The organism is Streptomyces sp. NPDC033845 (assembly GCF_055576225.1).
The window spans coordinates 282,527-295,090 of record NZ_JBVIRI010000002.1 but is presented as its reverse complement, the minus strand read 5'-3'; the positions used below and the strand labels follow the sequence as shown (position 1 = coordinate 295,090).

Below are 12,564 nucleotides of genomic sequence, written 5' to 3'. Positions count from 1 at the left end.
GTTCCGTCCTCAGCTCGCGGCCGGCGGGTGCGCGGCGAACCGCGGCGCGGTGTAGAGGTGTTCGCCGACCCGCTTGACCAGCCGGGCCATCTCGTAGGCGATCAGTCCGACGTCGGCGGCGGCGGAGCTGAGGACGGCGAGGCAGGATCCGTCCCCGGCCGCCGCGACGAACAGGAACCCCTCGTCCATCTCGACCATGGTCTGGCGGACCCCGCCGGCGTGGAAGTGCCGGCCCGCGCCCTTGGCGAGGCTGTGGAACCCGGAGGCGACGGCGGCGAGGTGTTCGGCGTCCTCCCTGCTGAGGCCGCTGGAGGAGCCGACGGCGAGGCCGTCGTTGGAGAGCACGACGGTGTGCCGGACCTCGCGGACCCGGTGCACCAGGTCGTCCAGCAGCCAGTCGAGTTCACCGCCGCGGCGGCCGCCGTCCAGGTCGGTTCTGCGGTGTTCGATCACCGGTGGTCTCCTTCGCTGCTGTGGACGTCGCCGTGCGCGTTGCCGTGGGCGCCGCCGTGGACGTTGCCGCCGCGTGCGGCGTCTTCGGTGCCGCGGGTCCAGCCGGCCCGGTAGGCCGTCATCCGGTCGCGGGCCTCCTCGGGGCTCCGGCCGGGCGGGTCCTCCGGGGTGCGGGGCGCGGTCCCCGCGGGGGCGGTGCCGGGGAGTTCCCTGAGCTGCGGGACGAGGCTGGCCTGGCGGACCCGGCGGGGCAGTTCGGTGACCTCGGCGAGCGGGGTGCCGCCGGAGGTCCTGGCCTTGGAGCCGCTGCCGGGCTTCGGTACGGACACCGGTCCCGCGGCGGACGGCGCCGGCGGGCCGGCCGGCTGTGCGGGGCCGGCGGGGCCGCGCAGCCGGAGGGTGGTGACCGGGGCCGGCCGGGCCGAGGAGGGTGCCGGGCGGGCGGCGGGTCCCGGCCCGGGGGCGGGTCCGGCGGGTTCCGCCGTCGCGCGGGCCGGTTCCGGCACGGCCTCGTGTGCGAACTCCCGCACGGCCTCGCGTACGGCCTCCGGTACGGGCTCCCGCGCCGACTCCCGGGCCGCCTCGCGGGCGGCCTCCCGGGCCGGCCGGCGTACGGCCTCGGGCTCGGGCTCCCGGCCCGGGTCGTGCGGGCCGGCGGCGGCGGGGTCGGCGGCCGTGGTCCGCCCGGGCGGCAGCGCGCCCTGGAGGACGGAGTTGGGCAGCAGGACCACGGCGGTGGTGCCGCCGTACGGGGAGGGCCGGAGGTGGACCCGGACGGCGTGCCGGGCGGCCAGCCGGCTGACCACGAACAGGCCGAGCCGGTCGCTGTCGAAGAGGTCCAGGTCCTCGGACTGCTCGATGCGGCGGTTGGCCTCGGCGAGGGTCTCGCGGCCCATGCCCAGTCCGCGGTCCTCGACTTCGAGGACGTATCCGGTGCCCACGGGCTCGCCGCTGACCCGGACCTTGGTGTGCGGCGGGGAGAACTGGGTTGCGTTCTCGATCAGTTCGGCGAAGAGGTGGGTCAGGTCGGCGACGGCGGCCCCGGTCACGGCGGCCTCGGCCAGCCGGCCGACCTCCACCCGGGGGTAGTCCTCGATCTCCGACACGGCGGCCCGGACCACGTTGGTGAGCGGGACGGGGGTCCGCCAGGCACGGCCGGGGGCCGCCCCGGACAGGATGATCAGGCTTTCGGCGTGCCGCCGCATCCGGGTGGTGAGGTGGTCGAGCCGGAACAGGTCGCCGAGTTCGCCCGGGTCGTCGGCCCGGCGTTCCATGGCGTCCAGCAGGTTCAGCTGGCGGTGCACCAGGACCTGGCTGCGGCGGGCCAGGTTGACGAAGACCCCGGAGATGCCGCTGGCGAGTTCGGCGCGTTCGACGGCGGCGGACAGGGCGGCCCGGTGGACGGTGGAGAGGGCCTCGCCGACCTGGGCGATCTCGTCGTCCCCGGGCCGGCCGGGCGGGGCCTCGGCGGTGACGTCGATCTGCTGGCCGGACCGGAGGCGGTCCATCGCGTGCGGGAGCTTGCTGTGGGCGATCTCCAGGGCCGTGTTGCGGAGCGAGACCAGCTCGATGACCAGGCCCCGGCCGATCCGTACGGAGATCACGAGGGAGGCGGCGACCGCCAGGAGTCCGAGGAGGACGGCGGCGCCGGCCGGGCTCAGCGCCCCCTCGGCGAACGGGTCGACGCGGTCGGCGGCGCCGTCCCGGGCGGCGGACTCCACCTCGGCCATCGCCCGGGCGACCGAGGTGTGGGCGGCGTCCCAGCCGGCCGGGACGCCGTACGCCCCGGCTCCGGTGCCGGCGGCCAGGGCGGCGTCCTCGGCGGCGGTCAGCACGGTGTAGCCGGGGCCGGCGAGGACGGCCCGCCAGGCGGCGGCCTGCGCGGGGGGCAGGTCGCGGGAGGCGGCGTCGGTGAGGGTGCGGCGGGTCTCGACGGCTCCGGTGAACCGGCGAAGCGTTTCGGCGGAGCGCCGGCCCGGGGCGGCGAGCAGGGCGTCCTCGCGGGCGAGCAGCTCGGCGGCCCGGGCGAATTCGAGCAGCACCCGGGATTCACCGCCGGAGCCGGCGTCCTCGATGGCGGTGAGCGCGCCGGTGGCGGCCAGGGCCGAGTCGATGACCTTCGTGTACGTCGCGTAGGCGGCGTCCGGGGTGGCACGGCCGGCCGCGATGTCCGCGCGGGCGGAGCCGAGGGCCTCACCGGCCTCGACGAAGGCACGGAAGCGGGCGACCACTTCGGGCGGGTAGTCCCCGGAGTCGGCGACGGTGTGGCGGGCTCCGAGCCGGAGGCGGTGCACGGCGGTGTCGGTGCGGCGGCCGGACTCCTCCAGGGCGGTGGCCCGCCCGGTGTCGTCGCCGCCGCCGTCCGACGTGGCCGGGGCATCGGTGGCGGGGGCGGTGGTCGGGGCCGTGGTCCGGGCGGCGAGGAAGCGGAGGGCGGCGCGGCGTTCGGCCTGGAGCTCGGTGACGGCCTGTCCGACGGGGGCCCGGAGGTCGGCGTCGATGCGCTGGACGCGGCTGAGGCGGGCGATGTCCTGGGCGGTGCTGACGGTGGCGAAGGCCCAGAGGGCGAGGAGGGAGACCACGGGGACCATCAGCAGCGAGACGATCTTCGCGCGGACCGTGCCGGGACGGAAGGATCCCGGCCGGAACGGGCCGCCCCGGTCGGCCCGGGCGGCCGGGTCCGGGCCGTCTGCCCGGTTTGGGCCGTCTGCCCGGTCCGGGCCGTCGGCGGCGGCGGCGGCGGCGGCCGGGGGGTACGGGGATCCGGGGGCGCCGGGGGCGGCTTCCCTGGCCGGGGGGCCGGCGTGGGCCCGGCGGCCGCGGGCCGGGGGCGCGGGCAGCCGGGGCGCCGGGGCCTCCGGGGTCCTGCGGGGTGTGCGCATGGGCTCCTCGTTCGGGTGCGGGCCGTCGGCTCGGGGCTTTCGGGTCGGGCGGGCGGGCGGTCGGTCGGGCGTTCGGGACCGGCGCCCGGCCTAGGGGGTGGCCGGGGTGGGTGGGGTCGGGTGGGTGGGGGGTTGGGGGGTCAGGCGGCGGGCGTGGGCGGAGGCGGCCCGTTCGTCGGCGGTCGGGGAGAGGGCGACGAACGCGGAGGTGATGAACAGGTAGGAGCCGAGGCCGACGGCCAGGGGGAAGATGAACTGCATGGCGGTGGCCCCGGGGAGCGCCGCGTCGGAGGGGGTCACGGTGACGGCGACCGCCAGCATCCCGGTGTAGTGCATGCTGCTGACGGCGGCGCCCATCACCAGGGAGGAGACGGCCACGGCGACCGGGGACTTGATGTTGAGCGCGGCCCAGAGCGCGGCGGTGGCGGCGACCACCGCGATGGCCACCGAGATGCCGACGGTCAGCGGGGAGTAGGAGATCCGGCCGTGCAGGCGGAGTGCGGCCATGCCCAGGTAGTGCATGCTGGCCACGCCGAGGCCGGTGGTGAGGCCGCCGAGCACCAGGGCCCGGCCGCGGTCCTTGCCGTATCCGACGGCGAAGACGCCCGCCCCGACGACCACCATGGCGACGAGCAGACTGAGGATCGTCAGCGGCACGTTGTAGTGGATCTCGGTGCCGGTGACGCTGAAGCCCAGCATGGCCACGAAGTGCATGGTCCAGATACCGGTTCCGATGGCCGAGGCCGCGGTGAGCAGCCAGTTGCGGCGGGAGCGTCCGGTGGCGGCGAGCGCCCGGACGGTGCAGCGCAGCCCGAGGGCGGCGCCGATCGATGCCATCACGTAGGAGAGGGCGGGTGTCAGCCAGCCGTAGGCCGCGTGGTCCAGGTGTCCCATGGCCCAGGGACGCTAGTCCGGGTGAGGACACGAACACGGGGCGCATTTCGAAACCTGCTGTAACTGCTGGAATATGACAGAGCTACGTTCGCGTTCGATCACGCCGAGTATCAGTCTGCACACGGTACGGAGGGGGCCTGCGGCCCGGGGCCGGCCGGTGCGGGATCATGGGCACATGAGCGATGACCACACGCATGTGCAGGAGTTCTTCGGCGCCCGCGCGGACGACTGGGACCGGAAGTTCCCCGGGGACGGCCCGGCCTTCGCCGCCGGCATCGCCGAATTCGGCCTGCACCCCGGGGACCGGGTGCTGGACGCCGGCTGCGGCACCGGGCGCGCGCTGCCCGCGCTCCGGGCGGCCGTGGGCCCGACCGGTACGGTCCTCGGAGCCGATCTGACCCCCGGGATGCTGGCCGCCGCGGTGCGCGCCGGCCGGGACGCCGAGGGCGTGCTGATGCAGGCGGACGTGGCCCGGCTGCCGCTGCGCGACGGGGTGCTGGACGCCGTGTTCGGCGCCGGACTGATCGCGCACCTGCCGGAGCCGGCGGCGAACCTGCGGGAGCTGGCCCGCGTGGTGCGCCCCGGCGGCCGGCTGGCCCTGTTCCACCCGATCGGGCGGGCCGCGCTGGCCGCCCGGCACGGCCGCCGGCTGACCCCGGAGGACCTGCGGGCCGAGCGGAACCTCGGCCCGCTGCTCGCCGGTTCGGGCTGGCGGATGACCTCGTACGCCGATGAGGACGCCCGCTTCCTGGCGCTGGCCGTGCGCTCCTCATGACGGACCCGTCTGCCCGAAGTCCCGAAGTCCCGAGGGTCTGGCGGCCTGGAGGGCTGAAGGGCTGAAGGGCTTGCGGGCCCTGAGGGGCCGCCCGGTCAGCCCTGTGGCGGGGCCTCGGCGCCGGCCGGGCGGCGCTGGTGCGGGACCGGGCAGCCACCGGCTCCGGGGACCGGACGGGTGCCGAGCTCGCCCACGTCGTAGCCGTCGGGGTAGCTCCTGATCTCCGGGTTCTGCCGGGCGTAGTGCGGGGTCCGGCGCGGGGGCAGCAGCCGGACGGCGCGGCCCCGGAGCCGGAGGGCGCCCCGGACCGCCCGACGGACGGCCGGTGCGGGACGCTCGTAGCGCAGGGCTGCCAGCAGCGGATCGTCGAGCAGGGCCAGGCTGCCGGTCCGCAGCAGCGGGGCGAGCGGAGCCGGGTACCAGGAGGCCATCAGGTCCAGGGTGGCGTCGGCCACCTTGCGGCCGCCCTCGTCCCAGCCGAACCGCTCCTTCTCGTAGCCGGTGAGGGTCTGCTCGAACTCCTCGTAGGAGTCCGGGACGTCCTCGATGCCCAGGTGACGGCCGAGGGTGGTGTAGTAGCGGGCGCAGGCACGGAGTTCATGGCCGGTGAGCGGGCGCCAGCCGTAGTCGTCCAGCCAGCGTTTCGGAATCACCACGAATGTGGACAGGACGTACCGCATGTCCTCGTTGGAGATGTCGTAGGCGTGGTGCATCCGGTTGATGCGGCGGATGGCCGTGCGGCCCGTGTCGCTGTCGAACCCGTGCTCCACCACCGCGTCGAGGAGCAGCGCGGTGTCGTCGTAGCGGCGCTGGGTACGGGTGGTGAACTCGGCGGTCTCGGCCAGCAGCCGTCCGATGCTCGGGACGGCGTAGGTGCGGTAGAGGGCGAGCTCCAGGGCGCGGGCGAAGTCCCAGGGGAACTCGTAGGTGGCGATGAGCCGGTAGACGGTGAGGAAGTCCTGGTCGGCGTCGAGGCGGAGGATCTCCTTCAGCCGGTCGTAACGCTGCACCGGGGTCAGCCTTTCTGTGGCGGACCCCCAACTCTACGTGCAGGTAGTGGGCTTGGAAATCGGCGCCCGTGGGCTCTCGACGGGCGGGTTACCCGCTGGTTAGGGTGCGCCGACGAGAGAACCACCGGGAGGCGTTGTGTCCGAGCAGTCCGAGGAATCCGAGGCACCGGTGGGATCCGTCGGGGCCGCCCCGGGGGCCGCCGACGGAATCGGCGAGGAGGAGGCGGACGACGGTTCGCTGTACGTGCTGACCGCCGTGCTGCTGACCCCCGCCCAGTTCCCCAGCATCCTGGGCGACGACTACCCGCAGGCCTGCGCGCTGCTGGGGGTCCCCGCGGTGGCGGAGGGGTACGGCCTGGTCCTCGGCCAGGACGAGACGGGTGCCCGCTGGACCGTGGTCATCGACGACGTCTCGCTGGTCGCGATGGCCATCGCCTCCTGGGACTGCGGGATGGAGTACGACCTCTCGCCGGACGAGCGGACCATCGTGGTGTCCCTGGCGGGCTGGCCGCTGGGGCTGGCGGTGGCGGCACCGGGGATCCCCGAGCCGCACGATCCGGAGCAGGGCGCGGACGGCACCGGCCGGGTGCCGCTGACCCCGCCTTCCGCCGATGTGTGGGGTCCGGCGCAGCGGCGGATGGGCGCCGATCAGATCGCGCTCCAGTGGGCGGACTGGCGGGAGCGGTTCGAGACGGACGGGGAGGCACCGGTCGCGCATCCCGGACTGGCCCGGGTGCTGGACGAGGCCCGCGCGTACACGCGGACCCCGCCGCCGCCGGGCCGGGTGCGGTCGGCGTTCGCCGGGGAGGACGCCCGGATGCTCCGGGTGGACGGGCCCGGCTGGTCACTGGTGGCACGGACCGACGACGTGGCGTTCGTCCTGCTCGACGAGGAACCGAGCGGAGTCATCCCGGTGCCCCGGGACGAGGATCTGCCCGAGCTGCTGGCAGGCCTGGACCGGGTGGCCGTCCGGCCGTCCTGAGGCGCCTCGGGCGGGCGCGGGTGGTTGGCGCAGGTGTTGGTGAGGATGTCGGTGTGGAAGACGGCGGACGGGGGCGGTTGTGGGCGTGGAGTGCGAACCGGTGGGCACGGTCCTGGGCGGGCGGGCGGAGGTGGCCGATGACGACTGGGGTGCGGAGACCGCGGTGATCCGGCTGGATTCCGGCCGGTTCGGGCCGGAGGCCCTCTACGGGCTGGCGGACTTCTCACATCTGGAGGTCGTCTTCCATTTCGACCGGGTGCCCGCCGAGAAGGTGGAGACCGGCGCCCGGCACCCGAGGAACAACCCGGACTGGCCGCTGGTCGGCATCTTCGCCCAACGGGGGAAGAACCGGCCGAACCGGCTGGGGGTGTCCCGCTGCCGGGTGCTCAAGGTGGACGGGCTGGACGTCCACGTCGAGGGCTTGGACGCGGTGGCCGGCACTCCGGTGCTCGACCTCAAGCCGTACATGGCGGAGTTCGGGCCGCGCGGCGAACTCCACCAGCCGGAGTGGGCCACCGTACTGATGCGGGACTACTACTGACCTACTGCTGACCCGCTCCGGGCCCCGGGCCGGAACGGCCGGGGCGGAGTCAGCGGCCGATCTGCCTTCTGCTGACGTGCCGGAGCCTGCGCCGCTGGGAGGAGTCCAGCATCAGATACGCCGCCACGGGCACCCCGATCAGCACCAGCAGTCCGGGCCAGAACCCGACGGTCCAGAACAGTACGATCGCGGCCACCACACCGGCGGCGGCGACCTTTCCACTGGTCGACATCCCGGCACCTCCTCCTGCTCGCCATGACTTCCTGCCACCCGCTACAACGCACCGTGGCCGCCGACCGTTCCCGGCCCGAGGACGGCCGACGGGGAGCCTCCGCGGGGACGGCCGGCGGAGACGTGATTCGGCTCACCACCGGATCTCGGCCGGGGCACGGCCGTCGGGGTGGCCGAATGAGGTACCCTCGGCCGCCCCCGTACCCGGTAGTCAAGTTTGAGGAACCCGTGCTCCCAGAGATCTCCGGCCTCCTCCGCTGCTCCGCCGTATTCCTGCCCGCCGATGCCTCCCGGGGCGCCAGGATCGCCTTCTGGGACCTGGCCGGGCCGCCGGGCACGGGCCCGGAAAAGGGGTCGGTGGGATCCAAAGGGTCCGAGGGGTCTGCGGGGTCTGCGGGGTCTGCGGGGTCTGCGGGGTCCGGTCGGTTCGAGGAACTGCGGGTCGTCACACCGGAACTCCGGACCGTCTCGGTGACCGCCCTGGTGCTGCCGCTGCCCGCGGCGCTTCCGCTGCTCACCCGGGCCCGCGCGGCCGCCGGCAGGGGCGGGGGCGGAGCGGGCACCGACGGGGGCGGGCCGGCCGCCGCGACCCCCTTCTGGGGTGCCGCCGCGCTGCTCGCCCTGGGTTTCGCCGCCCGCGGGCTGCTGCTGCCGGGGCTGACGGCCACCGATCACGACGCCTGGCGGATCGGGCCGCTGGAGCAGGCGGACCTGGAGCGGGTGCGCGCGCTGGCCGCCGCCATGCCCGCCGCCGCCCACTGCGTACCGATCCCCACGACGGAAGGGAAGGGGGAGGACGGGGAGGACGGGGCGCTACGGCTGCCCTCGCCCGAACCTCTGCTGCGCGCCTTCCTGGACGCCGTGGCCGATACCCTCCCCCGCTCCCCCGCCGCGGCCGCGGCGGCCGGTGGTCCGGCCTTCGCCGCCGCCGAACCGGCCCGCCACCCGGCCCTCCGCTCCTGGGCCGCCGAGGTCGCGGCCGGCCATGACGCGGGGATACGGCTCTCCCTGCGGATCGAGCTCACCGGCGGCGTGGACGGTGGCGACGGCGAGGAGGGTGGCGGCGGAGAAGGTGGTGGCGCGCCGGGTTTCCGGGCCGTGCTCCAGCTGCACAGCCTGGCCGATCCGACCCTGGTCACCGACGCCGCCCGGCTGTGGGCGGGAGACACGGCCGGTTTCGGACCGCGGGCCCGTATGGACGCCCTGCTGGCGCTCCGTCGCGCGGCCCGTCTGTGGCCCCCGCTGACCCCGATGCTGACCGCCGCCGTCCCGGATTCCGTGGACCTCGCCGACGAGGAAGTCACCGAACTCCTCGGGGAGGCCGCCCGGGTGCTGGCCGCCGACGGGGTGCGGGTGCACTGGCCGCGCGGGGTGGCCCGCGGCCTCGGCACCCGGGCCGTGGTCGGCTCCGAGGATCCGACCGCCCCCGCTCCCGCTCCCGTGCCGACCGCCGTCTCCACCTCCCGTTCGGTCGAAACCTCCGGTCTGCTCTCCCCCGGTGCGCTGCTCTCCTTCGACTGGCGGTTCGCCCTCGGCGATCTGGCCGGGGAGGTCACCGCAGAGGAACTCGACCGGCTGGCCGAGTCCCGGCGCCCCCTGGTCCGGCTCCGCGACCAGTGGGTGCTGGTCGATCCCGCCGAGGCGCGCCGGGCCCGGGCCCGGCAGGACCGCAAGGTGACCGCCGCGGACGCGCTGGCCTCCGTACTGACCGGGACCGCCCAGGTGGACGGCCGGGCCGTACCGGTCACCGCCGTCGGGCCGTTGGAGCGGCTGCGCGCCCGGATCTCCACCGACCCCGAGGCCCCGGAGGCCCGCCGGGCGGCCACCGAGGCACCCTTCGTCCAGCCGCCGGGGCTCGCCGCGACCCTGCGGGACTACCAGCTGCGCGGTCTGGCCTGGCTGGACCGGATGACCTCGCTGGGTCTGGGGGGCTGTCTGGCGGACGACATGGGCTTGGGCAAGACGGTGACGCTGATCGCGCTGCATCTGCACCGGGCGCGGCCGGAGCCGACGCTGGTGGTGTGTCCGGCCTCGCTGCTGGGGAACTGGCAGCGGGAGATCGGGCGGTTCGCGCCGGGGGTGCCGGTGCGCCGGTTCCACGGTGGCGGGCGGACGCTGGAGGGCCTGGACGGGGAAGGCGGCGGGGGCGGTGGCGGGTTCGTGCTGACCACGTACGGCACGATGCGGGCCGCGGCCCCGGTGCTGGCCGGGCAGGCGTGGGGGATGGTCGTGGCGGACGAGGCCCAGCATGTGAAGAACCCGCACTCGGCCACCGCCCGCGCCCTGCGGACCCTGCCCGCCCCGGCCCGGGTGGCCCTGACCGGGACCCCGGTGGAGAACAACCTCTCCGAACTGTGGGCCCTCCTCGACTGGACCACCCCCGGACTCCTGGGCCCCCTCACCGCCTTCCGGGCCCGCTATGCCGAGCCGGTCGAGGGCCGTCAGGACCCGCAGGCGGCGGCCCGGCTGGCCGCGCTGGTGCGGCCGTTCCTGCTGCGCCGCAGGAAGTCCGACCCGGGCATCGCCCCGGAACTGCCGCCGAAGACCGAGACCGACCATCCCGTCTCCCTCACTCCCGAACAGGCCGGTCTGTACGAGGCCGTGGTCCGGGAGACCCTCGCCGCGATCGCGGAGGCGGACGGCATGGAGCGGCGCGGGCTGGTGATGAAGCTGCTGACCTCGCTGAAGCAGATCTGCAACCACCCGGCGCAGTACCTGAAGGACGGCACGGGCGGCCCGGCCGCCGGCCGCTCCGGGAAGCTGGAGCTGCTGGACGAGCTGTTGGACACCATCCTGGCCGAGGGCGGCGCGGTGCTGGTCTTCACCCAGTACGTCACCATGGCCCGCCTGCTGGAACAACACCTCACCGACCGGGGCATCGGCGCCCAGCTCCTCCACGGCGGCACCCCGGTGCCCCGCCGCGAGGAACTCGTCGACCGCTTCCAGGCCGGCGAGATCCCCGTCTTCCTGCTCTCCCTCAAGGCCGCCGGCACCGGCCTCAACCTCACCCGCGCCGGCCATGTGATCCACTACGACCGCTGGTGGAACCCGGCCGTCGAGGAACAGGCCACCGACCGCGCCTACCGCATCGGACAGACCCAGCCCGTCCAGGTCCACCGCATCATCGCCGAAGGCACCGTCGAGGACCGCATCGCCGAGATGCTGGAGCGGAAACGGGCCCTGGCCGACGCCGTGCTGACGGGCGGCGAGGCGGCCCTGACCGAGCTGAGCGACGCCGAACTGGCCGATCTGGTCGCCCTGCGCGGCGGCGGACCGGCGACGGCCGGGCGGCCCGACCCGGCCGGAAGGAGCCGAGGATGACCAACGGACCCGAGAAGATCTTCCCGGCCCTGCCGCCCGCCTCCGGCCGCGGTCTCGCCCGGAGCTGGTGGGGGCGGGCCTGGCTGGCCGCCCTGGAGGACAGCGCCCTGGACGGGGAGCAGGTGCGACAGGGCCGCCGCTATGCCCGGGCCGGTGCGGTCGGTGCCGTGTCGGTGCGGCCGGGCCGGCTGACCGCGGTGGTCCGGGACCCCGACGGGACGGCGCACCGGACGGACGTGCTCGCGCAGACCTTCACCGAGGACCAGTGGGACCGGGTGCTGGACACGGCGGCCGGGACGGCCGGCCATATCGCGGCGCTGCTGGACCGGTCGATGCCGCCGGAGCTGGTGGAGGACGCCGGGGCGGCCGGGGTGGATCTGCTGCCGGGCATCGGGGACCTCGATCCGAGCTGCGCCTGCGGGGAGTGGGACCACTGTCCGCACACGGCGGCGCTCTGCTACCAGGTGGCGCTGCTGTTGGACCGGGATCCGTTCGTGCTGCTGCTGTTGCGCGGGCGGGCGGAGCGCGAGGTGCTGGCCGAGCTGGCGGAGCGCAGTGCGGCGGCGGCCGGCGGAACGGGGAAGGCCGGTTCCGGGCCGGCGGACGAGGGGGTCCCGGCGGCGGAGGCGTTCACCGCGGACCGGATCCGGCCGCCGCTGCCCGGGCTGCCGGAACTGCCCTCGGCGCCGGGGCAGCCACCACTGCTGGAGGCGGAGGTCGATCCGGAGGTCCGGTTCGACGTGGACGCGGTGGAGTTCCTGGCGGGGGCGGCGGCAGCGGAGGCTTACCGGCTGCTGGCCGGGGCGCTGCTGCCGGACCATGCGGAGCGACCGCTGCCGGATGCGCCGGGGCTCGCCGAGGACGCGGTGCGCCTGGCCGCCGAGACCGGGGACGTACGGGTCCGGGACCGGCTGGCGCGGGCCTCGGGCCGGGACCGGCCCGCGCTGGAACTGGCCGTACGGGCTTGGCGGTTCGGCGGTCCGGCCGGGCTGGCGGCGCTGGAGGAGGACTGGTCCCCGGACCGGCGGACCCTGGCCCGGGCGGCGATCGCGCTGGCGGAGGCGGCGGGCACGGAACAGGGCTCGGAACCGGCCCCGGAGACGGACGGCGGGGCAGGCGGCGGGGCGGATGCCGGTGCGGCCGGGGAGACGGACGGTCAGGTGGCCGGGCCGCCGGCCGGGTTGCGGCGGGTGCGGGCGCGCTGGACGCTGCCCCACGGGGCGGGTCAGCTGCGGCTCGGCCGGGAGGGCCGCTGGTGGCCGTTCCGCAAGGAGACCGGCCGCTGGGCTCCGGCCGGCCCGCCCGCCTCCGACCCGGGCACGGCGCTGGCCTCGCTGGCCCCGGAGCCGGCCCCGGAGGCGTAGCGGTCGGGTGGGGCGGGTCGGTCGGGCGAGGCGGGTGCGAGGGCGGGGCGTCCAGCGCCGAGACGTCCAGTGGCAGGTGCGGCTCCAGCGCGGCGTCGTCCGCGGCCTCGA

10 protein-coding genes are annotated in these 12,564 nt (G+C 75.7%); 5 read left to right on the top strand and 5 right to left on the bottom strand.

Going from position 1 to position 12,564, the window contains the following annotated elements:
- Nucleotides 1-9: 9 nt before the first annotated feature.
- From ACZ50K_RS05385 to ACZ50K_RS05375, 3 genes are all read right to left on the bottom strand, one after another.
- Entirely contained in the window at nucleotides 10-453 is a 444-nt protein-coding gene (locus ACZ50K_RS05385; protein ID WP_468897758.1) for a roadblock/LC7 domain-containing protein, read from the bottom strand.
- Complete coding sequence (locus ACZ50K_RS05380; protein WP_468897756.1) at nucleotides 450-3,335, bottom strand: sensor histidine kinase; 2,886 nt, start codon at nucleotides 3,333-3,335, stop codon at nucleotides 450-452. The genes ACZ50K_RS05385 and ACZ50K_RS05380 overlap by 4 nt, the downstream gene beginning before the upstream one ends.
- A gap of 90 nt (nucleotides 3,336-3,425) precedes the next feature.
- On the bottom strand, nucleotides 3,426-4,229 hold the full coding sequence (locus tag ACZ50K_RS05375) for an MHYT domain-containing protein (RefSeq protein WP_468897754.1): 804 nt from the start codon (nucleotides 4,227-4,229) through the stop codon (nucleotides 3,426-3,428).
- Nucleotides 4,230-4,404: 175 nt separating this feature from the next.
- Between ACZ50K_RS05375 and ACZ50K_RS05370 the strand changes: the two genes are divergently transcribed.
- A complete protein-coding gene (locus ACZ50K_RS05370; RefSeq protein ID WP_468897752.1) occupies nucleotides 4,405-5,004 on the top strand; it encodes a class I SAM-dependent methyltransferase in 600 nt (199 codons plus the stop codon).
- A 95-nt stretch (nucleotides 5,005-5,099) separates the two neighbouring features.
- Here ACZ50K_RS05370 and ACZ50K_RS05365 read toward each other — a convergent pair whose 3' ends face one another.
- Nucleotides 5,100-6,014, bottom strand: a complete 915-nt coding sequence (locus tag ACZ50K_RS05365) for an oxygenase MpaB family protein (protein ID WP_468897750.1) — start codon at nucleotides 6,012-6,014, stop codon at nucleotides 5,100-5,102.
- A gap of 208 nt (nucleotides 6,015-6,222) precedes the next feature.
- On the opposite strand from ACZ50K_RS05365, the gene ACZ50K_RS05360 reads away from it, so the two are divergent.
- Entirely contained in the window at nucleotides 6,223-6,996 is a 774-nt protein-coding gene (locus ACZ50K_RS05360) for a hypothetical protein (RefSeq protein WP_468898468.1), read from the top strand.
- 85 nt (nucleotides 6,997-7,081) lie between these two features.
- Complete coding sequence (locus ACZ50K_RS05355; RefSeq protein ID WP_468897748.1) at nucleotides 7,082-7,537, top strand: SAM-dependent methyltransferase; 456 nt, start codon at nucleotides 7,082-7,084, stop codon at nucleotides 7,535-7,537.
- 49 nt (nucleotides 7,538-7,586) lie between these two features.
- Here ACZ50K_RS05355 and ACZ50K_RS05350 read toward each other — a convergent pair whose 3' ends face one another.
- Nucleotides 7,587-7,769, bottom strand: a complete 183-nt coding sequence (locus tag ACZ50K_RS05350) for a hypothetical protein (protein ID WP_468897746.1) — start codon at nucleotides 7,767-7,769, stop codon at nucleotides 7,587-7,589.
- A 176-nt stretch (nucleotides 7,770-7,945) separates the two neighbouring features.
- Between ACZ50K_RS05350 and ACZ50K_RS05345 the strand changes: the two genes are divergently transcribed.
- Both ACZ50K_RS05345 and ACZ50K_RS05340 read left to right on the top strand, forming a co-directional pair.
- Complete coding sequence (locus tag ACZ50K_RS05345; RefSeq protein WP_468897744.1) at nucleotides 7,946-11,089, top strand: DEAD/DEAH box helicase; 3,144 nt, start codon at nucleotides 7,946-7,948, stop codon at nucleotides 11,087-11,089.
- Complete coding sequence (locus ACZ50K_RS05340; protein WP_468897742.1) at nucleotides 11,086-12,453, top strand: SWIM zinc finger family protein; 1,368 nt, start codon at nucleotides 11,086-11,088, stop codon at nucleotides 12,451-12,453. The genes ACZ50K_RS05345 and ACZ50K_RS05340 overlap by 4 nt, the downstream gene beginning before the upstream one ends.
- The last annotated feature ends 111 nt before the right edge of the window (nucleotides 12,454-12,564 follow it).